Genomic DNA, 26,149 nt, shown 5'->3' with positions numbered 1-26,149 from the left:
TGCCGCCCCGCACCGGGGTCGCGGAAGGCTGTGAGGTGCCCGAACGGCGTCCCGGGTCGCAGTCGTGGGAGGATGGGAGGAACTATTTCGATCGGACGAGACTGTCCGGTCCCCGGGATAGCCGGTCAGCGATGATCCGGACACCCCCGGCCCCGGACCAACGGAGAATCGGACCAAGGTGCCCGCGACCCCCAGCAATGTGCCAGAGCCCAGCCGTACCGACCCGGCGCTGATCCGCAACTTCTGCATCATCGCCCACATCGACCACGGCAAGTCGACGCTCGCAGACCGGATGCTGCAGATCACCGGCGTGGTCGACCCGCGGCAGATGCGCGCCCAGTACCTCGACCGCATGGACATCGAGCGTGAGCGCGGCATCACCATCAAGTCGCAGGCGGTCCGTCTGCCGTGGGCCCCCAAGACCGGGCCGGACGCCGGGACGACGCACATCCTCAACATGATCGACACCCCCGGCCACGTGGACTTCACGTACGAGGTGTCCCGCTCCCTCGCGGCCTGCGAGGGCACCATCCTGGTGGTCGACGCGGCCCAGGGCATCGAGGCGCAGACCCTCGCCAACCTGTACCTGGCGCTGGAGAACGACCTCACGATCGTCCCGGTCCTCAACAAGATCGACCTGCCGGCCGCCCAGCCGGAGAAGTACGCGGCCGAGATCGCCCACATCATCGGCTGCGACCCCTCCGACGTGCTCCAGGTCAGCGCCAAGACCGGTCTCGGCGTCGAGGACCTGCTGGACCACATCGTCAACACCGTCCCGGCCCCGGTCGGCGTCAAGGACGCCCCGGCCCGCGCGATGATCTTCGACTCGGTGTACGACTCCTACCGCGGCGTGGTCACCTACGTCCGTGTGGTGGACGGTCAGCTCACCAAGCGCGAGCGCATCGCGATGATGTCGACCGGCGCCACTCACGAGCTGCTGGAGATCGGCGTCATCTCGCCGGAGCCGAAGGTCGCCGACGGCCTCGGCGTCGGCGAGGTGGGCTACATCATCACCGGTGTGAAGGACGTCCGGCAGTCCAAGGTCGGTGACACGATCACCTCGATGCACAAGGGCGCCACCGAGCCGCTCGGCGGCTACAAGGACCCGCGCCCGATGGTGTTCTCCGGCCTGTACCCGCTGGACGGTTCGGACTACCCGCTGCTGCGCGACGCCCTGGACAAGCTGCGCCTCAACGACGCCGCCCTGGTGTACGAGCCGGAGACCTCGGTCGCGCTCGGCTTCGGCTACCGCTGCGGCTTCCTCGGCCTGCTGCACCTGGAGATCATCCGGGAACGCCTGGAGCGCGAGTTCAACCTCGACCTGATCTCCACCGCCCCGAACGTGGTCTACCGGGTGGTGATGGAGGACGGCACCGAGCACACCGTCACCAACCCGAGCGAGTTCCCGTCCGGCAAGATCTCCGAGGTCTACGAGCCGGTCGTGCGCGGCACCATCCTGGCGCCGAACGAGTTCGTCGGCGCGATCATGGAGCTCTGCCAGTCGCGTCGCGGCAACCTCCAGGGCATGGACTACCTGTCCGAGGACCGGGTCGAGCTGCGCTACACCCTGCCGCTCGCCGAGATCGTCTTCGACTTCTTCGACCAGCTGAAGTCCAAGACCCGCGGCTACGCCTCGCTCGACTACGAGCCCATCGGCGAGCAGAGCGCCCAGCTGGTCAAGGTCGACATCCTGCTGCACGGTGACCCGGTGGACGCGTTCTCCGCGATCGTGCACAAGGACAAGGCCTACAGCTACGGCGTGATGATGGCCGGCAAGCTGCAGAAGCTGATCCCGCGCCAGCAGTTCGAGGTGCCGATCCAGGCCGCCATCGGCTCCCGGGTGATCGCCCGTGAGACGGTCCGCGCCATCCGCAAGGACGTCCTCGCCAAGTGCTACGGCGGTGACATCTCCCGCAAGCGGAAGCTGCTGGAGAAGCAGAAGGAAGGCAAGAAGCGGATGAAGATGGTCGGCAGCGTGGAGGTCCCGCAGGAGGCCTTCATCGCCGCGCTGTCCACCGACGCCGAGGGGCCGAAGGACAAGAAGTAGCCGCGAGCGGCATGCGGCGAGGGGCCCGGGCATCCGCCCGGGCCCTTCCGCGTGTCCGGGCCCTTCCGCGTGTCCGGGCCCTTCCGCGTGTCCGGGCCTACTTCAGTGCGGCCAGCACGCCGGTGACGATCCCGGCCTTGGCCAGCCGCCCCGCGGTGCCGGTGAACACGGTGGGCTTCATGGCGTCGTCCGGGCGGACCAGTTGGAGCAGCCCGTCCCGCCGGCCGAGGCTGAGGCACTGCGCGACGTACCGGAACGAGAACGGCTCCGAGGCGCGCCCGTCGAGCAGCCGGCCCACGTACCTGCCCTGCGGCAGCGCGGTGGCGCAGCCCATCCGCAGGGTGCCGACGCCGGGGACGGTGACGGCGGCGGCGTCGCCGACCACGTGGATGTCGGGGTGCGAGAGCGAGCGCAGGTGGTCGTCCACCAGGGCGCGGCCGCGGTCGTCGACGGCCAGTCCGGCTCGGGCGGCCAGCGGGTGGGGTTCCATCGAGGCGGCCCACACGGTGAGCTCGGCGTCGATCGGTCCGGCGTCGGTGCGCAGCCCGTCGGGGGTGACCTCGGTGACGGTGGCGTTCTCGTGGACGGCGACGCCGAGCCGGTCGAGGACGCGCCGGACGTGGGCCCGGCCGCGCGGCGAGAGCCAGCCGCCGACCTGTCCGGCCGAGACGATCCGCACCCGCCGGCCGGGGTGGGCCTCGGCGAGTTCGGCCGCCAGTTCGATGCCGGTGGCGCCGCCGCCGACGACGGCGAGGGTGCCGGGGTGCTCGGCCCCGTCGATCAGGCGCCGCACCTCGTGGGCGCGCTCCACGGGGTGGGCGTACTCGGCGGCGCCGGGGACGCCGTGCCAGGCGGTGCGGCTGCCGAGGGCGTAGACCAGGGTGTCGTAGCCGAGGGTGGCGCCGTCGTCCAGCAGGACCTGGTGCCCGGCCGGGTCGAGTTCGACGGCCCGGGCCCGGTGGTGCTCGATCCGGCGGCCGCGGGCGAGGTCGCCGAGGGCGGGCCAGTCGCGGCCGCGGCCGGCTGCCGTCTCGTGCTGGCGGACGCGGTGCTGGAGCCGCTCCTCGGGGGCGACCAGGGTGACGGCGCGGTGCCGTCCGGCGCCCTTGGCCGCGGTGAGGCCGGCGTACCCGGCGCCCAGGACGACGATCCGCCGGTCGGTGCTGGTGGTGCTGCTCATCTCGTCCGCCTCCTTGCGAGGGCGCTCCGGTGGAGCGCTGTTCGGGAAGGGGACGACGTGGCCGGCCGGGGTGTGACGGTGTCCTGCGTCACACCCGGACGGGGGTGATCCGGGTGAGCTTCTCGGGGTTGACCACGACGTACGCCTCGGCGATCCGCCCGCCGGCCAGGGCGAAGGCCACCACGCCGCCGACGGTGCCGGTGGCCTTCTCGTACCAGACCAGGCCGGGCTCGCCGTTGACCGTCGCGGGGCCGAGGGCGAACTCGGGGGTGAACCACTTCTCGACCAGGCCGGCCACCAGGCGGGCCACCTTGTCGGCGCCGTGCACCGGGCGGGCGGCGGCGCGGACGATGCCGCCGCCGTCGGCGTGCCAGACCACGTCCGGGTCGAGGATCTCCATCAGGCCGAGGATGTCGCCCCTGGTGCTGGCGGAGGCGAACGCCTCGACGGCCCGGCGGTGTGCGGCCGGGCCGGTGCCGCCGGTGGGCCGGCCGCCGTCCTTGATCCGGCGGCGGGCCCGGGAGGCGAGCTGGCGGGTGGCGTCCGGGGTGCGGTCCAGGGAGGCGGCGATGTCGTCGAAGCCGACCGCGAAGACGTCGTGCAGGACGAGGGCGGCCCGTTCGGCCGGCGTGAGCCGTTCCAGGACGGCGAGCAGGGCGAGCGAGACGGACTCGCCGCGTTCGGCCAGGTCGGCGGGGGAGTCGGGGCCGTCCGCGTAGGAGACGGACGGCTCGGGCAGCCACTCGCCGTAGTAGGCCTCGCGGCGGGCCCGGGCGGAGCCCAGCTGGTCGTAGCAGAGCCGGGTGACCACGGTGGTGAGGAAGGCGCGCGGGTCGTCGACGGCGCCGCGGTCGGCGCCGCGCCAGCGCAGCCAGGCGTCCTGGAGGACGTCCTCGGCGTCGGCGTGGGAGCCGAGCAGCCGGTAGGCCACCGAGCCGAGGTAGCGGCGGTTCGCCTCGAAGGCGTCCGGGGCCTGGGCCGGGGTGGCGGGCTGTGCGGTCACGGGGGCCAAGGTAGCGCCCGTGGAGGGGAAAGCGAAGAGCCGGGACGGAGGGGTCCGTCCCGGCTCGTCACGTGATGACGGATCGCTCGTCACGTGAGGACGGATCAGTCCACCTCGGCCACGGCCTCCGCGAACTGCGCCTGGTAGAGCCGGGCGTAGGCGCCGTCGGCGGCGATCAGCTCGTCGTGGGAGCCCTGTTCCACGATGGAGCCGTTCTCCATCACCAGGATGACGTCGGCGTCGCGGATGGTGGAGAGGCGGTGGGCGATGACGAAGCTGGTGCGGCCGGTGCGCAGTTGGGCCATGGCCCGCTGGATGAGGACTTCGGTGCGGGTGTCGACCGAGCTGGTGGCCTCGTCGAGGACGAGGATCGACGGCTGGGCGAGGAAGGCCCGGGCGATGGTGATCAGCTGCTTCTCGCCGGCGCTGACGCCGGTGCCCTCGTCGTCGATGACGGTGTCGTAGCCGTCGGGGAGGGTGCGGACGAAGCGGTCGACGTGGGCGGCCTTGGCGGCTTCGACGACCTGTTCGCGGGTGGCGGAGCCGGCGCCGTAGGCGATGTTGTCGGCGATGGTGCCGCCGAACAGCCAGGTGTCCTGGAGGACCATGCCGATGCCGGAGCGCAGGTCCTCGCGGGACATCGCGGCGATGTCGGTGCCGTCGAGGGTGATCCGGCCGGAGCTGACCTCGTAGAACCGCATCAGCAGGTTGACCAGGGTGGTCTTGCCGGCGCCGGTGGGGCCGACGATGGCCACGGTCTGGCCGGGTTCGACCTTGAGCGAGAGGTCCTCGATGAGGGGCTTGTCGGGGTCGTAGCGGAAGGCCACGTCCTGGAAGGCGACCCGGCCGTGGACGGTGTCGGGCTTCTCGGGCATGGCCGGCTCGGGGCTCTGCTCGGGGGCGTCGAGCAGTTCGAAGACGCGCTCGGCGGAGGCGACTCCGGACTGCACCAGGTTGGCCATGCTGGCGACCTGGGTGAGCGGCTGGCTGAACTGCCGGGAGTACTGGATGAAGGCCTGGACGTCGCCGATGGACAGCGAGCCGCTGGCCACCCGCAGGCCGCCGACCACCGCGACCAGCACGTACTGGAGGTTGCCGATCAGCATCATCGCGGGCTGGATGATCCCGGAGATGAACTGGGCGCGGAAGCTGGCGTGGAACAGCGCGTCGTTGTGCTCGCGGAAGGTCTCGGCGGACTCGCGCTGCCGGCCGAACACCTTGACCAGGGTGTGGCCGGTGTACATCTCCTCGATGTGGGCGTTGAGTTGGCCGGTGGACTTCCACTGCTGGACGAACTGCGGCTGGGCCCGCTTGCCGACCTTGGCGGCGACGACCACCGACAGCGGCACCGAGACCAGGGCGATCGCGGCGAGCAGCGGGGAGATCCAGAACATGAACCCCAGCACACCGACCACGGTGAGCAGCGAGTTGACGATCTGTCCCATGGTCTGCTGCATCGACTGGCCGATGTTGTCGATGTCGTTGGTGACCCGGCTGAGCACCTCGCCGCGCGGCTGCTTGTCGAAGTAACTCAGCGGCAGCCGGGCGAGCTTGGCCTCGACGTCCTGGCGCAGCCGGTAGCTGGCGGACTGGATGGCCTTGGTGGCCAGGCGGCCCTGGACGATGCCGAACAGGGCGGCGGCGAGGTAGATGCCGAGCACCCAGAGCAGGATGGAGCCGATGGCGCCGAAGTCCATGCCGTGGCCGGGGGTGAAGTCGACCGCGGAGAGCAGGTCGGCGATGCCGCCGTCGCCGTGGGCGCGGAGCCCGGCGATGACCTCGGCCTTGGAGGCGCCGGGCTGGAAGCGGGCGCCGATGACGCCGGCGAAGATCAGGTCGGTGGCGTCGCCGAGGATCTTGGGGCCGGTGACGGCGCAGCCGATGCCGAGCAGGCCCAGCGCCAGGACGCCGAGCAGCAGCTTGCGTTCGGGGCGCAGCAGGCCGAGCACGCGCTTGCCGGAGCCCTTGAAGTCCATGGACTTCTCGGTGCCCTGGCCGCCCATGAAGCGGCCCGGTCCGGCCGGGCCGCGGCGGGCGGCGGCGGCCTGGGAGTCGCTGGGGAGCTTGTCGGCGCCCGCGTCCGTCTCGGGGGGTGTCATGCCGCCCGCGTCCTTCGTGGGGGGTGTCATGCCGCCCGCGTCCTTCTTGGGGGTGGTCACGCCGCCTCCTGCTCGGTGAGCTGGGAGAGCACGATCTCCCGGTACGTCGGGTTGTCGGCCATCAGTTCGTGGTGGGTTCCGGTGCCGACGACGGCGCCCTCGTCCAGGACGATGATCCGGTCGGCGTCGCGGATGGTGGACACGCGCTGGGCGACGATCAGGACGGTGGCGTCGGCGGTCTCGCGGGCGAGGGCCTTGCGCAGCTTGGCGTCGGTGGCGTAGTCGAGCGCGGAGAAGGAGTCGTCGAAGAGGTAGACGTCGGGGCGGCGGACGAGGGCCCGGGCGATGGCCAGGCGCTGGCGCTGGCCGCCGGAGACGTTGCTGCCGCCCTGGGCGATCGGGGCGTCCAGGCCCTCGGTCAGCTTCTCGACGAACTCCTTGGCCTGGGCGATCTCCAGGGCGTGCCAGAGTTCCTCGTCGGTGGCGTCGGGCCGGCCGTAGCGGAGGTTGCTGGCGACGGTGCCGGTGAACAGGTAGGGCTTCTGCGGGACGATGCCGACGCTGTCGGCGATGGCGTCGGCGGAGAGCTCGCGCACGTCCACGCCGTCGAGCAGGACCTGGCCGGAGGTGGCGTCGAAGAGCCGGGGGACGAGGCCGAGCAGGGTGGACTTGCCGCTGCCGGTGGAGCCGATGATGGCGGTGGTCTCGCCGGGGCGGGCGGTGAGCTCGATGCCGCGCAGCACCGAGGCCTCGGCACCGGGGTAGCGGAAGTCGACGTCGCGCAGTTCCAGGTGGCCGCGGCGCAGCAGTTCGGTGACCGGGGCGGCGGGCGGGACGACGCTGGAGGAGGTGGCCAGGACCTCCTGGACGCGCTCGGCGCAGACCTCGGCGCGCGGCACCATCATGAACATGAAGGTGGCCATCATGACGCTCATCAGGATCTGCATCAGGTAGGACAGGAAGGCGGTGAGCGCGCCGATCTGCATGTCGCCGCTGTCGATGCGGTGGGCGCCGAACCAGAGCACCGCGATGCTGGAGACGTTCACGACCAGCATCACGGCCGGGAACATCATGGACATCAGCCGGCCGACCTGCCGGGCGACCTGGGTGAGGTCCTCGTTGGCCTCGCCGAAGCGGTGCTGCTCGTGGCCGTCCTTGACGAAGGCGCGGATGACCCGGATGCCGGTGATCTGCTCGCGCAGCACCCGGTTCACGGTGTCGATCTTCACCTGCATGCTGCGGAACTTCGGGCGCAGTGCCCGGACCAGCAGGGTGACGACGACGCCGAGCAGGGGGATGACGGCGAGCAGCAGCCCGGACAGCGGGACGTCCTGGTTGAGCGCCATGATGATGCCGCCGACGCACATGATCGGCGCGGCGACCATCAGCGTGAAGCTCATCAGGGCCAGCATCTGGACCTGCTGGACGTCGTTGGTGGTGCGGGTGATCAGGGAGGGCGCGCCGAACTGGCCGACCTCCCGGGAGGAGAAGCTCTGCACCCGGTCGAAGACGGCGGTGCGGACGTCGCGGCCGAAGGCCATCGCGGTGCGGGCGCCGTAGTAGACGGCGCCGATCGAGCACACTGCCTGGACGAGGGTGACACCGATCATCACGGCGCCCACGCGCAGGATGTAGCCGGTGTCGCCCTTGACCACGCCCTGGTCGATGATGTCGGCGTTGAGCGTGGGCAGGTACAGCGCGGCGAGGGTGGACACCAGCTGGAGGAGCACCAGCAGGGTGATCGGTCGGGAATATGGGCGCAGGTACGCCCGGAGCAGTCTGATCAGCACTGGCACACTCTTGTCGTCGCCGGTCGGGTTCGCACCCCAATTCTCGTTGTTCCAGGGCGTCGTACAGGCCATTCGGGGGCTGTCCGGCGGAGGTTTGCCTGGCCTTTGCCATCGCCGGGCCGGCTGCCGGGCCGACGGCCCAGGTCACCGGCCGCGCGGGCCGGTCACCGGCGCCGCGGGGGCGTGCCAGCTGGATCCGCCCCCTTACGGAATGACCGGTTTCCCCCTAGGCTGCTGACTACGCCCTTGTTACTGACCGGTACCAACCGAGTTAACCGGGGCCCCGGCGGCCGCCCCCCACGGACGCCGCGACAATCCCTCAGACGGCCACCCGCCCCCGGAGGTCCTCGTTGAGTTCCGCGCAGTCCCTGATCGACTCCGGCAGTGCCGACATCGTCGCCGGGCGTCCCGCCTCCGTCGCCCACCTGTTCCTGGAGCGGGTCGCCCTGACCCCGAACGCCGAGGCCTACCGCTACCCGGCCTCGGTCGACGAGCACGCCGCGGACGGCGCCCCGGGCGCCGAGCAGTGGCGCTCGCTGACCTGGGCGCAGACCGCGGTCCGGGTCAAGGCGGTGGCCGCCGGCCTGATGGCGCTCGGCATCCAGCCCGAGGACAGGGTCGCGCTGGCCTCCTCCACCCGGGTCGAGTGGATCCTCACCGACCTCGGCGCGATGTGCGCGGGCGCCGCGATCACCACCGTCTACCCGAGCACCAACGGGGACGAGACGGCCTTCATCCTCTCCAACTCCGGCTCCCGGGCCCTGTTCGCCGAGAACGCCGCCCAGCTGGCCAAGGCCGTCGAGCACATCGACCAGCTGCCCGAGCTGCGCACCGTGATCCTCTTCGACGCCCCCGCCGAGACGCCCGAGGCGGGCGGGCTGGAGCTGATCACCCTCGCCGAGCTGGAACGGCGCGGCACCGAGTACCTGGAGCAGCACCCGGACGCGGTCGAGAAGGCGGTGGCCGCGCTCGACAAGGAGCAGCTGGCCACCCTCATCTACACCTCCGGCACCACCGGCCGCCCCAAGGGCGTGCGCCTGGTGCACGACTGCTGGGCGTACGAGGGCCGGGCCCAGGAGGCCAGCGGTCTGCTCGGCCCCGACGACGTCCAGTTCATGTGGCTGCCGCTGTCGCACGTCTTCGGCAAGACGCTGATCTCCGGCCAGATCGCCACCGGCCACGTGATGGCGGTGGACGGCCGGGTCGACCGGATCATCCACAACCTGCCGGTCATCCGGCCGACCACGATGGCCTCGGCGCCGCGCATCTTCGAGAAGGTCTACAACGGCATCGCCGGCCGGGCCCGGGCCGAGGGCGGCGCCAAGTACAAGATCTTCCTGTGGGCCGCCAAGGTCGCCCGCGAGCACGCCCGGGCGGTCCAGGAGAGCCGGATCGCCACCGGCGTCGAGAGCGCCCCGCTGGGCCTGCGGCTGCAGCACGCCCTGGCCGACAAGCTGGTGTACGCGAAGATCCGGGCGGCCTTCGGCGGCCGGCTGCGCGGCGCGGTCTCCGGCAGCGCCGCGCTCGCCCCCGAGATCGGCTACTTCTTCCTCGGCGCCGGGGTGCCGATCCTGGAGGGCTACGGGCTGAGCGAGACCAGCGCCGGCTCCTGCGTCAACCGCAAGGAGGACGTGCGGATCGGCACGGTCGGCCGCCCGCTGCCTGGCACCGAGGTGCGGATCGCCGAGGACGGCGAGATCCTGCTGCGCGGCCCCGGCGTCATGCGCGGCTACCACAACCTGCCGGAGAAGACCGCCGAGGTGCTGGAGCCGGACGGCTGGTTCCACACCGAGGACATCGGCGAGCTCAGCCCCGACGGCTTCCTGCGGATCACCGACCGCAAGAAGGACCTGTTCAAGACCTCCGGCGGCAAGTACGTGGCGCCCAGCGAGGTCGAGGGCAAGTTCAAGGCGGTCTGCCCGTTCGTCAGCAACATCCTGGTGATCGGCAACGGCCGCAACTACTGCACCGCGCTGATCGGCCTGGACGAGGCGGTGCTGATGCCGTGGGCCGCCGAGCGCGGCCTGGCCGGCAAGAGCTACGCCGAGCTGGCCGCCGACCCGGCCGTGCACCAGCTGATCGAGGGCTTCGTCAAGCGGGTCAACGCCGACCTCCAGCGCTGGCAGACGATCAAGAAGTTCCACCTGCTGCCGCGCGACCTCGACATCGAGCACGGCGAGCTCACCCCGAGCCTGAAGATCAAGCGCCCGGTGGTCGAGCGGACCTACGCGGACGCGGTGACCGCCATGTACGCGGGCGCCAACGAGGCCTGAGCCCCCGCTCCCGTACGGCTCACGTGGTCGGGTGAGTCGTACGGGACAATGGGGTCATGCCCTCCGCACTCCCCGACGGTGATCCGGTGCCGTCCGACGGTTCCCTGCCCGCGCACGCCCTCACCGGGCTGGGCGACCGGCCGTTCGGCTTCTACCTGCACGTGCCGTACTGCGCCAGCCGCTGCGGCTACTGCGACTTCAACACCTACACCGCCACCGAGCTGCGCTCCTCCGGGGCGGTCGCCTCGCAGGAGACCTACGCGGACAACGTGGTCGCCGAGATCCGGCTGGCCCGCCGCATCCTGGGCTCCGCGGACCTCCCGGTGCGGACGGTGTTCCTCGGCGGCGGCACCCCGACCCTGCTGCCGGCCCGCGACCTGGTGAAGATGCTCGCCGCCCTGCGCGAGGAGTTCGGGCTCGCCCCGGACGCCGAGGTCACCACCGAGGCCAACCCGGAGTCCGTCGACCCGGCCTACCTCGCGGAACTGCGCGAGGGCGGCTACAACCGGATCTCCTTCGGCATGCAGAGCGCCCGCCCGCACGTCCTCCGGCTGCTCGACCGCCACCACACCCCCGGCCGCCCCGAGGCCTGCGTGGCCGAGGCCCGCGAAGCCGGCTTCGAGCACGTCAACCTCGACCTGATCTACGGCACCCCCGGCGAGTCCGACGACGACTGGCGGGCCTCCCTGGACGCCGCGATCGGCGCCGGGCCGGACCACGTCTCCGCCTACTCGCTGATCGTCGAGGACGGCACCAAGCTGGCCGCCCGGGTCAAGCGCGGCGAACTGCCGATGATCGACGACGACGTGCACGCCGACCGCTACCTCATCGCCGAGCAGGCGCTGAGCGCGGCCGGCTACTCCTGGTACGAGGTCTCCAACTGGGCCACCACCCCCGAGGGCCGCTGCCGCCACAACGAGCTCTACTGGACCGGCGCCGACTGGTGGGGCGCCGGCCCCGGCGCCCACAGCCACGTCGGCGGCGTCCGCTGGTGGAACGCCAAGCACCCCGCCGCCTACGCCCAGGCCCTCGCCGAGGACCGCACCCCGGCCCTGGGCCGCGAGGTCCTGACCGAGGAGGACCGCCGGGTCGAGCGCATCCTGCTGGAACTGCGCCTCGCCGAGGGCATCCCGCTGGACCTCCTCACCGCCACCGGCCTGAAGGCCGCCGACCGCCACCTCGTCGACGGCCTCCTGGCCGAGGAGCCGTACCGGCAGGGCCGCGCCACCCTCACCCTCCAGGGGAGGCTGCTGGCGGACGCCGTCGTGCGGGACCTGGTGGACTGATCGAGGGCCTGTCGTGTTCGCGCGACCACCTCGAGTGCGCGAGCGCCGAGGGTCCTACTGCTGGCCCGGCAGGGCGGTGAAGTCGATCAACTCCTCGACCTTCGCCAGGAGTTCGGGCTCCAGGTCCTTGTAGGAGTTCACCTTCGAGAGGATCCGCTTCCAGGCGGCCGGGGTGTCCACCGGCCAGCCGAGGCGGCGGCAGGTGCCCTCCTTCCAGTCCTCTCCGCGGGGGACGGCGGGCCAGGCGGGGATGCCGACGCTGGACGGCTTCACGGCCTGCCAGATGTCGATGTAGGGGTGGCCGACGACCAGTACCGAGTCGCCGGTGACCTGGGCCGCGATGCGGTGTTCCTTGGTGCCCGGGAGCAGGTGGTCGACCAGGACGCCGAGGCGGCGGCCGGGGCCGGGGGCGAAGTCGGCGACGATCGCGGGGAGGTCGTCGATGCCCTGGAGGTACTCGACGACCACGCCCTCGATACGCAGGTCGTCGCCCCACACCCGCTCGACCAGCTCGGCGTCGTGCCGGCCCTCCACGTAGATCCGGGACTCGCGGGCGACCCGGGCCCGGGCGCCGGGGACGGCGAGGGAGCCGGAGGCGGTGCGGGCGGGGGTGCGGGGGGCGGCCGGGGCGCTCGGGCGGATCAGGGTGACCACCCGGCCCTCCAGCAGGAAGCCGCGCGGCACCATCGGGAAGACCCGGTGCTTGCCGAAGCGGTCCTCCAGGGTGACGGTGAACCCCTCGGCGGTCTTCTCGCAGCGCACCACCGCCCCGCAGTAGCCGGTGGCCGCCTCCTCGACCACCAGGTCCCGCTCGGCGGGCACCTCGGGCGCCGGTTGCTGCTTCTTCCACGGCGGGGTGAGGTCGGGTCCGTACTGGTGGCTGCGCATACCGGCGAGTCTACGGACGGCCCGTCAGAGGCCCGGCGCGCCCCAGACCGGGAACCAGCGGCTGAGGTCCTTCTCCAGCCGCAGGTCGTTCCCCAGCATCGCGTTGACCTGGAGCTCCAGCGGGCTGTTGCGCCGCTCGCCCCCGCCGGGCATCGGGGCGAAGGGGTAGAAGGTGCCGCGCTTGTAGAGGTAGACCAGGGCCAGCGACTGCCCCTCCGCGTTGCGGAAGGCGACCAGCGAGCAGAGCAGCTGCGGCCCGAAGCCGTTCGCCTCCAGCTCGCTGTTGACCGCGTGCAGGTCGTTCACCAGTTCCGGCAGCTCCTCGGAGGTGTGCCGGGTGAGCAGCCAGGAGTAGCCGTAGCCGTCCTTGGAGGCCTCCACCGGGACGCCGCCGCGCTCGGTGTCGGCGTCCAGCAGGGCCCGGACCTGCTGCTCCACCTGGACGAAGGCCGCGCCCTCGACGGCCGCGAAGCAGACCGAGCCGAGCCCGGTGGGGAGGAACCCGGCCCCGGCCTCCAGGGTGAGCGCGGCGGACGGCACGCCGAACAGCTGGTCCAGGTCGGGCTTGACGGGCTTGGTGCGGCCGAACAGGGCGTCCAGGAATCCCACGGCGGTCCTTCCGGGTCGGAACGGGGTCAGCGGCCGAGCTGCTCGGAGATCCTCGCCAGCTGGGCCAGTCGCTTCTCCAGCGTCGGGTGGGTGGAGAACAGCTGGGAGGCGGTCTCCCTGGCGCTCAGCGCGGGGGCGAAGTAGAAGGCGTTGTAGGGCTGCGACTTGCGCAGGTCCTCGGTGGGGATGGCCGCGATCTGCCCGGTGACCTTGGTGAGGGCCGAGGCCAGCGCGCTGGGCCGGCCGGTGAGCTGGGCGGCGGCCCGGTCGGCGGCCAGTTCGCGGTAGCGGGACAGCAGCCGGGTGAGCAGGAAGCTGATCGCGTAGACGACGATCGACACCAGCGGGATGATCAGCGCCGCGATGGCCGCGTTCTGGTCGTTGCTGTTGCGGTTGCCGCCCATGAACCCGCCGTACATGGCGATCCGGGTCATCGCGCCGGCGAGCACGCCGAGGAAGCCGGCGATGGTCATCACCGCGACGTCCCGGTGGGCGACGTGCGAGAGCTCGTGGGCGAGGACGCCCTCCAGCTCCTCGGGTTCGAGCCGGCGCAGCAGGCCGGTGGTGACGCACACCACGGCGTTCTGCGGGTTGCGGCCGGTGGCGAAGGCGTTCGGCATGTCGTTGTCGGCGACCGCCACGCGGGGCTTGGGCATGTCGGCCAGGGCGCAGAGCCGGTCGATGGTGCCGTGCAGCTGGGGGTACTGCTCCTCGGTCACCTGGTGGGCGCCCATGGCCCGCTCGGTGATCTTGTCGCTGAACCAGAACTGGGCCACGAACAGCCCGCCGGAGATCAGCACGATCAGCGGCCAGGCCCCGCGCAGCAGCGCGATCAGCAGGCCCGTGAAACCGACGTACAGCAGCCCGATCACGAACATCGTCGCGACCATGCGGCCGGTCAGGCCGCGGTCGGGCGCGAAACGGGTGTGCTGGCCCGAGCTCGACATTGCTTGCTCCTCCGTTCGCCGTCGCTTTCGATGCTGCCACCCGGACGGCCCCGGAGCACCACCCGCGCACGCGGAGTGTCGCGCGGCCGTCCGGAACTGCGGGCAGGATCACCCCGGCCGGGCCGTTCCTGCGGTAGGACCCGGGCCGTACACTGGCAGGTACGGTTTTGGCACTCGGGTGTGCAGAGTGCCAGGGTCGGGGCCCTTCTCGGAGCGGCTCGCAGCATCACAGACCGACAACGTGCGAAGACGGAGGTGCGTGCCCCATGGCCGGTGAGGTCCGCCAGCTGGACGACCGCAAGCTCGCCGTGCTGCGCGCGATCGTCCAGGACTACGTCGGGACGGAGGAGCCGGTCGGCTCCAAGGCCCTGGTGGAACGGCACAACCTCGGGGTGTCCCCGGCCACGGTGCGCAACGACATGGCGGCGCTGGAGGAGGAGGGGTACATCCACCAGCCGCACACCAGCGCCGGGCGGATCCCCACCGACAAGGGCTACCGGCTGTTCGTCGACAAGCTCGCCGAGATCAAGCCGATGAGCTCCCCGGAGCGCCGGGCGATCCGGCACTTCCTGGACGGCGCCGTCGACCTGGACGACGTGGTCACCCGCACGGTGCGGCTGCTCGCGCAGCTGACCCGGCAGGTCGCGGTGGTGCAGTACCCCTCGCTCACCCGCTCCACCGTCCGGCACATCGAACTGGTGGCGCTGGCCCCGGCCAAGGTGATGCTGGTGCTGATCACCAACACCGGCCGGGTCGAGCAGCGGATGGTCGACTGCCCGGGCACGGTCGGCGAGACGGTCCTGGCGGACCTGCGCGCGCGGATCAACGCGCGGGCGGCCGGCCAGCGGCTGCCGGACGTCCCCGGGCTGCTGGAGGAACTCCCGGCGGCCTTCGAACAGGTCGACCGGCCGACCGTCAGCACCGTCCTGGCGACGCTGTTCGAGGCGCTCGCCGAACAGAACGAGGAGCGGATCATGCTGGCCGGCACGGCCAACCTGACCCGCTTCGGACACGACTTCCCGCTCACCATCCAGCCGGTGCTGGAGGCCCTGGAGGAGCAGGTCGTCCTGCTCCGCCTCCTGGGTGAGACCACGGACGCCGCGATGACGGTCCGGATCGGGCGGGAGAACGCGTACGAGGGGCTGAATTCCACCTCGGTCGTCTCGGTCGGCTACGGTTCGGGCGACGAGAGCGTGGCCAAACTGGGTGTGATCGGTCCGACCCGGATGGACTACCCGGGCACAATGGGGGCGGTGCGAGCGGTGGCACGGTACGTGGGTCAGATCCTGGCCGAGTCGTAGCAAGCAGCCGCCGTCGGAAAACCCGGCGGCGGTGTCCCAGTCGCACTTCTACAGGCGGAACAAGCGGAGCATTTGGTGGCCACGGACTACTACGCGGTACTCGGCGTCCGACGGGATGCGGGGCAGGACGAGATCAAGAAGGCGTTCCGGCGCCTCGCACGCGAACTGCACCCGGACGTCAACCCGGACCCGAAGACGCAGGAGCGGTTCAAGGAGATCAACGCCGCCTACGAGGTGCTCTCCGACCCGCAGAAGCGCCAGGTCTACGACCTCGGCGGCGACCCGCTGTCGCCCGGCGGCGGTGGCGCGGGCGGTTTCGGCGCCGGCGCGGCGGGCTTCGGCTTCTCCGACATCATGGACGCCTTCTTCGGCGCCGCGGCCGGCCAGCGCGGCCCGCGCTCGCGCACCCGCCGCGGCCAGGACGCCATGATCCGGCTGGAGATCACCCTGGAGGAGGCCGCCTTCGGCACCACCAAGGAACTCCAGGTCGACACCGCCGTCACCTGCACCACCTGCAGCGGCGAGGGCGCGGCCCCCGGCACCTCCGCGCAGACCTGCGACATGTGCCGCGGCAAGGGCGAGGTCTCCCAGGTGACCCGCTCCTTCCTGGGGCAGGTCATGACCTCCCGCCCGTGCCCGCAGTGCCAGGGCTTCGGCACCGTCGTGCCGACCCCGTGCCCCGAGTGCGCCGGCGACGGCCGGGTGCGGGCCCGCCGCACCCTGACGGTCAAGATCCCGGCCGGTGTGGACAACGGCACCCGGATCCAGCTGGCCGGCGAGGGCGAGGTCGGCCCCGGCGGCGGCCCGGCCGGCGACCTGTACGTCGAGATCGCCGAGACCACCCACACGGTCTTCCAGCGGCGCGGGGACGACCTGCACTGCACCGTCACCATCCCGATGACGGCCGCCGCGCTCGGCACCCAGGTGCCGCTGCAGACCCTGGACGGGCTGGAGGAGGTCGACATCCGGCCCGGCACCCAGTCCGGCCAGTCGATCCCGCTGCACGGGCGGGGCATCACCCACCTGCGCGGCGGCGGCCGGGGCGACCTGATAGTGCACGTCGAGGTGCAGACGCCCGGCAAGCTCGACGCCGAGCAGGAGGAGCTGCTGCGCCGGCTCGCCGTGCTGCGCGGCGAGGAGCGGCCGTCCGGCCAGTTCGCGCCGGGCCAGCAGGGCCTGTTCTCGCGCCTGAAGGACGCCTTCAACGGCCGGTAGTCGTCAGCGGAGGGGTGCCGGGGGCTGGTCCCCGGCACCCCTTCCGTGTGTTCCGTTCCAACCCCGGAGGTTCCCGTCATGACCGCGCCCGTCTTCGTCGTCGAGACCGAGCGGATCGCCGCCGCCGTGCCCGGGGCCGTGGTGCGGCTCGACGGGGCGGAGGGGCGGCACGCGGCGGCGGTGAAGCGGCTGGCGGTCGGCGAGGCGGTGACCCTGGCGGACGGGCTGGGACTCGGCGTGGACGGCACGGTCGCCCAGGTGCTCGGCAAGGACGCGATCGAGGTCACGGTGGCCGCGGTGCGGCGGGAGCCGGAGCCGTCGCCGCGGATCGTCGTCGTCCAGGCGCTGCCCAAGGGCGACCGCGGCGAACTGGCCGTGGAGACCATGACCGAGGTCGGCGTGGACGTGGTGGTCCCCTGGGCCGCCTCGCGCTGCATCACCCAGTGGAAGGGCGAGCGCGGCGCCAAGGCGCTCGCCAAGTGGCGGGCCACCGCCCGGGAGGCGGGCAAGCAGTCCCGCCGGCTGCGCTTCCCTGAGGTGCGCGAGGCGATGACCACCCGGCAGCTGGCGCCGTTGCTGGCCGGGGCCGCCCTGGCCGCCGTGCTGCACGAGGAGGGCGCCGAGCCGCTGGCGCAGGCCGCGCTGCCGGCCGGCGGGGACATCGTGCTGGTGGTCGGCCCGGAGGGCGGGGTCTCCCCGGAGGAGCTGGCCGCGTTCGCCGAGGCGGGGGCCAAGCCGTACCGGCTGGGCCCGTCGGTGCTGCGCACCTCGACCGCCGGGGTGGCCGCCGGGGCGCTGCTGCTGGGGCGCACCGGCCGCTGGGCCTGACCCCACCCGCAACTCCCGTGCGCCCGGCGGGAGTCTGCGGAAAACGGAGCGGCCCGTACCCGCGTCTGCCTACGCTGACCGGGTGACGGACTCCCTGAGCACCTCCGCCGGCGCCTATCTGCGCCACCCCCATCTGCACGGTGACCTGGCCGCCTTCGTCGCCGAGGACGACCTGTGGCTCGCCCCGCTGGACGGCGGCCGGGCCTGGCGGCTGACGGCCGACCACCTGCCGGTGCACCACCCGCGGTTCTCCCCGGACGGGCGGCACATCGCCTTCACCTCCACCCGGGACGGCGCCCCCGAGGTGCACGTGGTGCCGGTGGACGGCGGGCCGTCCCGGCGGCTGACGTACTGGGGCGACGCCGAGACCAGGGTGCAGGGCTGGACGGCCGACGGGCGCCCGATCGCCACCACCGGCGCGGGCGAGTCCGGGGCGCGGCGCTGCTGGGCGCACGCGGTGCCGCTGGACGGCGGCGAGCCGGCCCGGCTGCCCTACGGGCCGGTCGGCGGTCTGGCCTTCGAGCCGGACGGCGACCAGGTGCTGCTGGTGACCGTCAACAATCGCGAGCCGGCCTGGTGGAAGCGCTACCGGGGCGGCCGGGCGGGCAAGTTGTGGATCGGGCAGGACCGCTTCACCCGGATCCACGAGGAGTTGGACGGGCAGCTCGACTCCCCGCTGTGGGTGGGCGGGCGGATCGCCTTCCTGTCCGACCACGAGGGCGTCGGCGAGCTGTGGTCCAGCCGCCCGGACGGCTCGGACCTGCGCCGCCACAGCACCGACCCGGACGGCTTCTACGCCCGCAACGCCACCACCGACGGCACCCGGGTGGTCTTCCACCGGGCCGGCGACCTCTGGCTGCTGGACGACCTGGACACCGCCGTCCCGCGCCGCCTGGACGTCCGGCCGGCCGGGTCGCGGGCCGGCCGCCGCCCCCACCCGGTACCCGCCGCGTACTGGCTGGACTCCGTCGCCCCGGACCGCACCGGCCGGGCCAGCGCCGTGGTGGTGCGCGGCAGCGTGCACTGGCTGACCCACCGGGAGGGCCCGGCCCGGGTGCTGGACGAGACCCCGGGCGTGCGGGCCCGGCTGGTCCGGGTGGTGCCGGGCGAGGACGGCGCCCAGGGCGTGCTCTGGGTGTCCGACGCCGAGGGCGAGGACGCCCTGGAGTACGCCCCCGCCGTCCACGACCCCGAGCGGCGCCGGCTGGCCGCCGGGCGGCTGGGCCGGGTCAACTCGCTGGTGGTCTCCCCGGACGGCAAGCAGGCCGCGCTGGGCGTGCACGACGGCCGGGTGCTGCTGGTCGGGCTGGCCGACGGCGCCGTGCACGAGCTGGACCGCAGCACCGACGGCGAGGTCAGCGGGCTGGCGTTCAGCCCGGACTCGGCCTGGCTGGCGTGGTCCCGCCCGGTGCACCGGATGGGCCCGTACTCGCTGCGCCAGATCGTGCTGGCGAACCTGGCCACCCGCACCGTCGGCGAGCTCACCCAGCAGCGCTTCGTCGACACCTCGCCGGCCTTCACCGCGGACGGCCGCTACCTGGCCTTCCTGTCGGTGCGCAACTTCGACCCGGTCTACGACGCGCACGCCTTCGACCTGTCCTTCCCGAACGGCTGCCGCCCGTACCTGGTCACCCTCGCCGCCGACACGCCGTCCCCGTTCGGCCCGCAGCGGGCCGGGCGCCCGCTCGGTGGGGAGGAGGACGAACCGAAGGCCCGGAAGGCGGACGGCGAGGAGGCGACGGACGGGGCCGCGCCGGCCACCAGGGTGGACCTGGACGGCATCGCCGACCGGATCGTCCCCTTCCCGGTCGAGGGTGGCCGGTTCCACGCGCTGCGCGCCGCCAAGGACGGGGTGCTGTGGACCAGGGCGCCGCTGCTCGGCGAACTCGGCGACGAGGCGGCCTCCCTGGACGACGAGCGGCCCCGGCCGGTGCTGGAGTGCTTCGACCTCGGGAAGCGCCGGGTGGAGCAACTGGTGCACGGGCTCGACGGGTTCGCGGTCAGCGGGGACGGCGCCCGGGTGGCCGTGCTGGACGAGGGCGCCCTGCGGATCGTCCCGTCCGACCGCAAGGCCTCCGGCGAGGACGACGAGACCGCCGTCGACCTCGCCCGGCTGCGGGTGACCGTCGACCCGGCCGCCGAGTGGCGGCAGATGTACGCCGAGAACGGCCGGCTGATGCGGGACAACTTCTGGCGCCCCGACCTCGGCGGCCTCGACTGGGCGGGGATCCGGGACCGCTACCGGCCACTGGTCGAGCGGGTCGGCTCGCACGACGAACTGGTCGACCTGCTCTGGGAGGTGCACGGCGAACTCGGCACCTCGCACGCCTACGTCGTCCCGTACGGGCGCTACACCGAGCCGGCCCGGCGCCAGGGCCTGCTCGGCGCCGACCTGGTCCGGGACGGCGAGCAGTGGCGGATCGGCCGGATCCTGCCCGGCGAGTCCTCCGACCCCCGGGCCCGCTCGCCGCTGGCCGCGCCCGGCGCCGCGATCCGCCCGGGGGACGCCCTGCTGGCCGTCAACGGCCGCCCGGTGGATCCGGTCACCGGCCCGGCCCCGCTGCTGGCCGGCACCGCCGGGCAGCCGGTCGAGCTGACCGTGGCCGGCAAGGACGGCACCGACCGGCGCCACCCCGTGGTCGTCCCGCTCGCGGACGAGACGGCGCTGCGCTACCACGACTGGGTGGCCGGTCGGCGGGCCGAGGTGCGGGAGCTGTCCGGCGGGCGGCTCGGCTACCTGCACATCCCCGACATGCAGACGGCCGGCTGGGCCCAGCTGCACCGCGACCTGAGCACCGAGATGGCCAAGGAGGGCCTGATCGTGGACGTCCGGGAGAACCGCGGCGGCCACACCTCGCAGCTGGTGATAGAGAAGCTGGCCCGGCGGATCATCGGCTGGTACGCCATCCGGGACACCGACAGCCGGGTGCCCTACCCGATGGACGCCCCGCGCGGGCCGGTGGTCGCGCTCGCCAACGAGCTGTCCGGCTCGGACGGCGACATCGTCAACGCCGCCATCCAGGCGCTCGGGATCGGCCCGGTCGTCGGCACCCGCACCTGGGGCGGGGTGATCGGCATCGACAGCAGGTACCAGCTGGTCGACGGCACCCTGGTCACCCAGCCCAAGTACGCGATGTGGCTGGAGAACTACGGCTGGGGCCTGGAGAACCACGGCGTCGACCCGGACGTCGAGGTGCCGTTCGCCCCGCACCACTGGGCGGCCGGCGAGGACCCCCAGCTGGACGAGGGCGTGCGGATCGCCCTCGACGGCCTGGCCGCCACCCCGGCCCGCACCGCGCCTCCGCTGCCCTGGGCGTAGCCGGGGGCGGCGGCGGGAGGCGGGGGCCGGCCTCCCGCCGCCGCGGGCGTGGGTAGGATGCGGGGCTGTTCTTGATCGCGATCATGATCTGATCGACAGCTCACGGGGGAGCACACCATGGCTCAGGGCTATCCGCCGCCGCAGTACCCGCAGCAGGGGTACGGGCCGAACCCGTACGGCCAGGGGCCGTACGGGCAGCAGCCGCCGCAGGGGTACCAGCAGCCGTACCCGCAGCAGCAGGGGTACCAGCAGGCGCCGCCGCAGCCGTACCCGCAGGGGTACCAGCAGCAGCCGCACCAGCAGCCGTACCCGCCGCAGCCGTACCAGCAAGAGCCGTACCAGCAGGAGCCGTACCAGCAGCCGTACGCGCGGCCCGCGCTGCCGCCGTGCCCCAGGGAGGCGGGCGGCGGGCGGCGGTTCCTGGCGATCGTGCTCGACTTCGTCCTCGCCCTGAGCGTCGGCTTCGCCGCCGCCGTCGCCGACGACAAGACCGCGGAGCACGCCAAGCCCGTCGTGCACGCGGCCGGCCACGCCGCCGTCCACAACCCGGTGGTGCCGTTCTGGGTGGCGTTCCTGGGCGTCAGCCTGCTGACCTCGTTCCTCAACCAGGTGGTGCTCGCCCGGCTGACCGGTTTCAGCGTGGGCAAGGGGATCCTGGCCATGCGGGTGGTGCGCCGCAAGCGGGTGATGCGACCCAACACCTGGCGGCTGACCCGGCGCTGGCTGCTCGGCTTCGTCTTCCTGGCGGTGGTGATCATCTCCGAGGACTTCGACATCTCCGAGGGGGACGTCGTCGGCATGCGCTCGGTGCGCTGGAAGCACCTGCGGGAGTACCAGCAGGCCGTCGCGCGGCTCGGCTAGGCTGCGCCCGTACGGCCCCACGTCAGCGAAGACCCAGTGACCCGAGGAGAATCCGATGGCCGGCGAGCCGCAGTCCGACTGTGTGTTCTGCAAGATCGTGGCGGGCGAGATCCCGGCGACCGTGGTGCGCAAGACCGAGCGCGTGCTCGCCTTCCGTGACATCGCGCCCAAGGCCCCCGTGCACGTCCTGGTCATCCCGCACGTCCACTACCCGAACGCCGCGGCGCTGGCCGCCGCCGAGCCGGGGATCACCGCCGAACTGATCGCCGAGGCGGGCGCGGTGGCGCGGGACGAGGGCATCGAGGACTACCGGCTGATCTTCAACACCGGTGCGGGCGCCGGGCAGACCGTCTTCCACGCCCACGTGCACGTGCTCGGCGGGACGCGGATGTCCGAGAGCATGGTCTGATCCCAGGTGTCGCAGCGCGAACTCGTCGTCCTCGGCACCGCCAGCCAGGTGCCCACCCGGCACCGCAACCACAACGGCTACCTGCTCCGCTGGGACGGCGAGGGCCTGCTGTTCGACCCCGGTGAGGGCACCCAGCGGCAGATGCTGCGGGCCGGGGTCTCGGCGACCCAGATCAACCGGATCGCCGTGACCCACTTCCACGGCGACCACTCGCTGGGACTCGCCGGGGTGATCCAGCGGATCAACCTTGACCGGGTCCCGCACCCGGTGGACGTCTACTTCCCGGCCTCCGGCGAGGTCTACTTCGAGCGGCTGCGCTACGCCACCGCCTACCACGAGACCGCGGTGCTGCGGCCCCGGCCGATCGACGAGTCCGGCCCGCTGCCCGCGCCCGGCGCCCGGTTCGCGCTGGACGCCGTCCGGCTGGACCACCCGGTGGAGTCCTTCGGCTACCGGCTGTCCGAGCCGGACGGCCGCCGCCTGGTGCCCGAGCGGCTCGCCGCCGCCGGCGTGCACGGCCCGGCCGTGGGCCGGCTCCAGCACGAGGGCGCGGTCGAGGTGGACGGCCGTACCGTCACCCTGGACGAGGTCAGCGAGCCCCGGCCGGGCCAGCGGTTCGCCTTCGTGATGGACACCCGGCTCTGCGAAGGGGTGCACCAACTCGCCGAGGGCACCGACCTGTTGGTGGTCGAGGCGACCTTCACCGACGCCGACGCCCAGCTCGCCGAAGACCACGGCCACCTCACCGCCGGACAGGCCGCCAAGGTCGCCGCCGAAGCCGGCGCGCGCACCCTGGTGCTGACCCACTTCTCCCAGCGCTACCCGGACCTCGGCCAGCACCTGGCCGACGCCCGCAAGCACTTCGACGGGGAGCTGGTGCTCGCCGAGGACCTCGCCCGGGTGCCCGTCCCCGCCCGCCGCCACCGGTGAACGGTGCACGGCCTCCTCGGGAAAAGGGCTCGCGCCGCCCCGCGATCTGCCGCAGCATCGTCGGGTGCGGCCCCGCCGCCCGCCGCGGCGATCACGCTCGCGGCGTACCCTGGTGCCCCGGAGAGACCGAGCGGCACACGACACCACGGATGGGATGAGGCAGGCCCAGCGCCGACCCATGAGTGACACATCGCAGACCCGTACCGACGGACAGTCGCGCCCCGAACCGGCGGACGACGCCCGTGTGAGCGCCCGGATCGTCATCCCCGAGAAGCACCCGATGGTCACCCTGCTCGGCACGGCGGACTCGCTGCTGCGCGTGATCGAGCAGGGCTTCCCCGCCGCCGACATCCACGTCCGCGGCAACGAGGTGACCGCCACCGGGGAGCGTGCCGAGGTCGCCCTCGTGCAGAAGCTCTTCAACGAGATGATGCTGGTGCTGCGCACCGGCCAGCCCCTGACGGAGGACTCCGTGGAGCGCTCCATCGCCATGCTCCGCGAGGAGGGCCCGGACAGCCCGGCGCCGTCCCAGGTGTTCACCGCGAACATCCTGTCCAACCGGGGCCGCACGATCCGCCCCAAGACGCTCAACCAGCAGCGCTACGTCGACGCGATCGACAAGCACACGATCGTCTTCGGCCTCGGCCCGGCCGGCACCGGCAAGACCTACCTGGCGATGGCCAAGGCCGTCCAGGCCCTCCAGGCCAAGGAGGTCAACCGGATCATCCTGACCCGCCCGGCGGTCGAGGCGGGGGAGCGGCTGGGCTTCCTGCCCGGCACCCTCTACGAGAAGATCGACCCGTACCTGCGCCCGCTGTACGACGCGCTGCACGACATGATGGACCCGGACTCCATCCCGCGCCTGATGGCGGCCGGCACCATCGAGGTCGCCCCGCTCGCGTACATGCGCGGCCGCACCCTCAACGACGCCTTCATCATCCTGGACGAGGCCCAGAACACCTCGCCCGAGCAGATGAAGATGTTCCTCACCCGCCTCGGGTTCAACTCCCGGGTGGTGGTCACCGGCGACACCAGCCAGATCGACCTCCCGGGCGGCACCCGCAGCGGCCTCAAGGTCGTCCAGGAGATCCTGGCCGGCGTTCCGGACATCCACTTCTCCGTCCTCACCAGCACCGACGTGGTCCGCCACAAGCTGGTCGGCCGGATCGTGGACGCCTACGAGCGCTGGGACGCGCTGCAGGAGGCCGAGGAGAACACCCCGGCCCCCCGCAAGCCCGCCCAGCGGCGCCCCGGCAAGACCGCCGCGGCGCGCGCACCCCGACAGTCCCATCGCACCGAAAGCTGAGCACACAGCCCGTCATGTCGATCGACATCGCCAACGAGTCCGGTTGGGACGCCGATGAGGAAGCCATCCTCGACGTCGCCCGCTTCGCCCTGGACAAGATGCGGATCCACCCGCAGTCCGAACTGTCCGTGATCCTGGTGGACGGTGCGGCGATGGAGGAGCTGCACATCCAGTGGATGGACCTGCCCGGACCGACCGACGTGATGTCGTTCCCGATGGACGAGCTGCGTCCCGGCAAGGAGGGCGAGGAGCTGCCGCAGGGCCTGCTCGGCGACATCGTGCTCTGCCCCGAGGTCGCCGAGCAGCAGGGCAAGGCGGCCCCCTCCAAGCACTCGATGGACGAGGAGCTCCAGCTGCTCACCGTCCACGGGGTGCTGCACGTCCTCGGCTACGACCACGAGGAGCCGGAGGAGGAGGAAGAGATGTTCGCCCTCCAGAAGCGCATCCTGGACGACTGGCGGGCGGGCCGCGGCCTCGGCGGCATCTCCCCGGCCCCCACCACCCACTGAGCGCGGAGCCCGAACCCCTGTGAGTGGTGAGAGTACGAGCTTCATCCTCGGCGCCGTGGCCCTGGTCGTGCTCGGCTGGCTGGCCGCGTGCGCCGAGGCGGGCGTCTCCCGGGTCTCCCGGTTCCGGGCGGAGGAGGCCGTGCGCAACGGGCGGCGCGGCTCCGCGCGGCTGCTGGCCGTCGCCTCCGACCCGTTCCGCTACCTCAACCTGGCGACCCTGATCCGGGTCGCCAGCGAGATGGCGGCCGCGGTGCTGGTCACCGCGGTGTGCGTGCGCAACATCCACCCGACCTGGCAGGCCGTGCTGCTGGCCTTCGGGGTGATGGTGCTGGTGTCCTTCGTCGCGGTGGGCGTCTCGCCGCGCACGATCGGGCGCCAGCACCCGATCTCCACCGCGACCGCGGCCTCCTTCGTGCTGCTGCCGCTGGCCGCGGTGCTCGGCCCGATCCCACGGCTGCTGATCCTGCTCGGCAACGCGCTGACCCCGGGCAAGGGCTACCGGGAGGGGCCGTTCGCCTCCGAGGCGGAGCTGCGCGCGCTGGTCGACCTGGCCGAGAAGGACGACCTGATCGAGGACGAGGAGCGCCGGATGGTGCACTCGGTCTTCGAACTGGGCGACACCATCGTGCGCGAGGTGATGGTGCCGCGCACCGACCTGGTGATGATCGAGCGGCACAAGACCGTCCGGCAGGCGCTCACCCTGGCGCTGCGCTCGGGCTTCTCGCGGATCCCGGTGGTCGGCGACAACGAGGACGACGTGGTCGGCATCGTCTACCTCAAGGACCTGGTGCGCCGCACCCACATCAACCGCGAGGCGGAGGCCGAGGAGGTCGGCGCGGTGATGCGCCCGGCCGTGTTCGTCCCGGACTCCAAGCCGGCCGGGGACCTGCTGCGCGAGATGCAGCAGCGCCGCTCGCACGTCGCGATCGTGATCGACGAGTACGGCGGCACGGCCGGCCTGGTCACCATCGAGGACGTGCTGGAGGAGATCGTCGGCGAGATCACCGACGAGTACGACCGGGAGATCGCGCCGATCGAGGACCTCGGTGACGGCTCGTACCGGATCACCGCCCGCCTCCTGGTGGAGGACCTGGGCGAGCTGTTCGGCATCGAGCTGGAGGACGAGGACGTCGAGACCGTCGGCGGGCTGCTGGCCAAGCACCTCGGCCGGGTGCCGATCCCCGGCTCGGCCTGCGAGATCCCGCTGCCCGAGCCGGCCGTGGACGGCCTGACCGGCATCCTGCTGACCGCCGAGTCCTCGGCCGGGCGCCGCAACCGGATCGGCTCGATGGTCGCCTCGCCGGTGCGCCGGGCGGGGGAGACGGCGCAGGCCGCGGGCGAGTAGCGGG

General features: G+C 72.5%; 20 protein-coding genes. 13 read left to right on the top strand and 7 right to left on the bottom strand.

The features are described 5' to 3' along the window. Positions 1-178: 178 nt before the first annotated feature. Positions 179-2,047, top strand: coding sequence for a translation elongation factor 4 (lepA, locus tag ACZ47G_RS13070; RefSeq protein ID WP_380455497.1), 1,869 nt, complete (start codon positions 179-181; stop codon positions 2,045-2,047). Between the two features lie 97 nt (positions 2,048-2,144). Here the strand turns inward: lepA and ACZ47G_RS13065 are convergent, their stop codons facing one another. The 4 genes from ACZ47G_RS13065 to ACZ47G_RS13050 all read right to left on the bottom strand — a co-directional run bounded on the left by ACZ47G_RS13065 (position 2,145) and on the right by ACZ47G_RS13050 (position 8,119). Then, complete coding sequence (locus tag ACZ47G_RS13065) at positions 2,145-3,227, bottom strand: NAD(P)/FAD-dependent oxidoreductase (RefSeq protein ID WP_465741918.1); 1,083 nt, start codon at positions 3,225-3,227, stop codon at positions 2,145-2,147. Positions 3,228-3,315: 88 nt separating this feature from the next. After that, a complete protein-coding gene (gene sigJ / locus ACZ47G_RS13060) occupies positions 3,316-4,230 on the bottom strand; it encodes an RNA polymerase sigma factor SigJ (protein WP_465741916.1) in 915 nt (304 codons plus the stop codon). A gap of 104 nt (positions 4,231-4,334) precedes the next feature. Then, positions 4,335-6,329, bottom strand: coding sequence for an ABC transporter ATP-binding protein (locus ACZ47G_RS13055; RefSeq protein WP_465742090.1), 1,995 nt, complete (start codon positions 6,327-6,329; stop codon positions 4,335-4,337). 56 nt (positions 6,330-6,385) lie between these two features. Continuing rightward, a complete protein-coding gene (locus tag ACZ47G_RS13050) occupies positions 6,386-8,119 on the bottom strand; it encodes an ABC transporter ATP-binding protein (RefSeq protein WP_465741915.1) in 1,734 nt (577 codons plus the stop codon). Between the two features lie 350 nt (positions 8,120-8,469). Here ACZ47G_RS13050 and ACZ47G_RS13045 point away from each other — a divergent pair, with 350 nt between their 5' ends. Continuing rightward, complete coding sequence (locus ACZ47G_RS13045; protein WP_465741913.1) at positions 8,470-10,392, top strand: AMP-dependent synthetase/ligase; 1,923 nt, start codon at positions 8,470-8,472, stop codon at positions 10,390-10,392. 56 nt (positions 10,393-10,448) lie between these two features. Further along, on the top strand, positions 10,449-11,678 hold the full coding sequence (hemW, locus tag ACZ47G_RS13040; protein WP_465741911.1) for a radical SAM family heme chaperone HemW: 1,230 nt from the start codon (positions 10,449-10,451) through the stop codon (positions 11,676-11,678). Between the two features lie 54 nt (positions 11,679-11,732). Here hemW and ACZ47G_RS13035 read toward each other — a convergent pair whose 3' ends face one another. From ACZ47G_RS13035 to htpX, 3 genes are read right to left on the bottom strand one after another with little or no spacing between them, the layout of a single operon-like run. Next, positions 11,733-12,566, bottom strand: a complete 834-nt coding sequence (locus ACZ47G_RS13035; RefSeq protein ID WP_465741909.1) for a DUF3097 domain-containing protein — start codon at positions 12,564-12,566, stop codon at positions 11,733-11,735. 24 nt (positions 12,567-12,590) lie between these two features. Then, positions 12,591-13,175 (bottom strand): PspA-associated protein PspAB, encoded by a 585-nt coding sequence (gene pspAB / locus ACZ47G_RS13030; RefSeq protein WP_465741907.1) that lies wholly within the window; start codon positions 13,173-13,175, stop codon positions 12,591-12,593. A gap of 26 nt (positions 13,176-13,201) precedes the next feature. Next, complete coding sequence (gene htpX, locus ACZ47G_RS13025) at positions 13,202-14,122, bottom strand: zinc metalloprotease HtpX (protein ID WP_465741905.1); 921 nt, start codon at positions 14,120-14,122, stop codon at positions 13,202-13,204. A 266-nt stretch (positions 14,123-14,388) separates the two neighbouring features. Here htpX and hrcA point away from each other — a divergent pair, with 266 nt between their 5' ends. The 10 genes from hrcA (at position 14,389) to ACZ47G_RS12975 (ending at position 26,145) form a co-directional block, all read left to right on the top strand. Continuing rightward, positions 14,389-15,423, top strand: coding sequence for a heat-inducible transcriptional repressor HrcA (gene hrcA, locus ACZ47G_RS13020; protein WP_465741903.1), 1,035 nt, complete (start codon positions 14,389-14,391; stop codon positions 15,421-15,423). A 75-nt stretch (positions 15,424-15,498) separates the two neighbouring features. Further along, positions 15,499-16,638 carry a molecular chaperone DnaJ gene (gene dnaJ / locus ACZ47G_RS13015; protein ID WP_400661811.1) on the top strand — a complete coding sequence of 380 codons (1,140 nt, stop codon included), beginning with the start codon at positions 15,499-15,501 and terminating at the stop codon, positions 16,636-16,638. Between the two features lie 78 nt (positions 16,639-16,716). After that, positions 16,717-17,466 (top strand): 16S rRNA (uracil(1498)-N(3))-methyltransferase, encoded by a 750-nt coding sequence (locus ACZ47G_RS13010; RefSeq protein ID WP_465741900.1) that lies wholly within the window; start codon positions 16,717-16,719, stop codon positions 17,464-17,466. Positions 17,467-17,548: 82 nt separating this feature from the next. Further along, positions 17,549-20,785 carry a S41 family peptidase gene (locus ACZ47G_RS13005; RefSeq protein ID WP_465741898.1) on the top strand — a complete coding sequence of 1,079 codons (3,237 nt, stop codon included), beginning with the start codon at positions 17,549-17,551 and terminating at the stop codon, positions 20,783-20,785. A gap of 117 nt (positions 20,786-20,902) precedes the next feature. Next, positions 20,903-21,646, top strand: a complete 744-nt coding sequence (locus tag ACZ47G_RS13000; RefSeq protein ID WP_465741896.1) for an RDD family protein — start codon at positions 20,903-20,905, stop codon at positions 21,644-21,646. A gap of 55 nt (positions 21,647-21,701) precedes the next feature. Then, complete coding sequence (locus ACZ47G_RS12995) at positions 21,702-22,055, top strand: histidine triad nucleotide-binding protein (RefSeq protein WP_465741894.1); 354 nt, start codon at positions 21,702-21,704, stop codon at positions 22,053-22,055. A 6-nt stretch (positions 22,056-22,061) separates the two neighbouring features. Beyond that, positions 22,062-22,985 (top strand): ribonuclease Z, encoded by a 924-nt coding sequence (locus ACZ47G_RS12990; RefSeq protein ID WP_465741892.1) that lies wholly within the window; start codon positions 22,062-22,064, stop codon positions 22,983-22,985. 280 nt (positions 22,986-23,265) lie between these two features. Beyond that, a complete protein-coding gene (locus ACZ47G_RS12985; protein WP_465742088.1) occupies positions 23,266-24,291 on the top strand; it encodes a PhoH family protein in 1,026 nt (341 codons plus the stop codon). Between the two features lie 14 nt (positions 24,292-24,305). Beyond that, positions 24,306-24,800, top strand: coding sequence for an rRNA maturation RNase YbeY (gene ybeY, locus ACZ47G_RS12980; protein ID WP_030061268.1), 495 nt, complete (start codon positions 24,306-24,308; stop codon positions 24,798-24,800). 19 nt (positions 24,801-24,819) lie between these two features. After that, on the top strand, positions 24,820-26,145 hold the full coding sequence (locus tag ACZ47G_RS12975) for a hemolysin family protein (protein ID WP_465741890.1): 1,326 nt from the start codon (positions 24,820-24,822) through the stop codon (positions 26,143-26,145). Positions 26,146-26,149: the final 4 nt, after the last annotated feature.

This window comes from Kitasatospora sp. NPDC030952 (assembly GCF_055571335.1).
The sequence above is the reverse complement of the archived record's forward strand: the minus strand, read 5'-3'. Positions and strand labels throughout refer to the sequence as shown.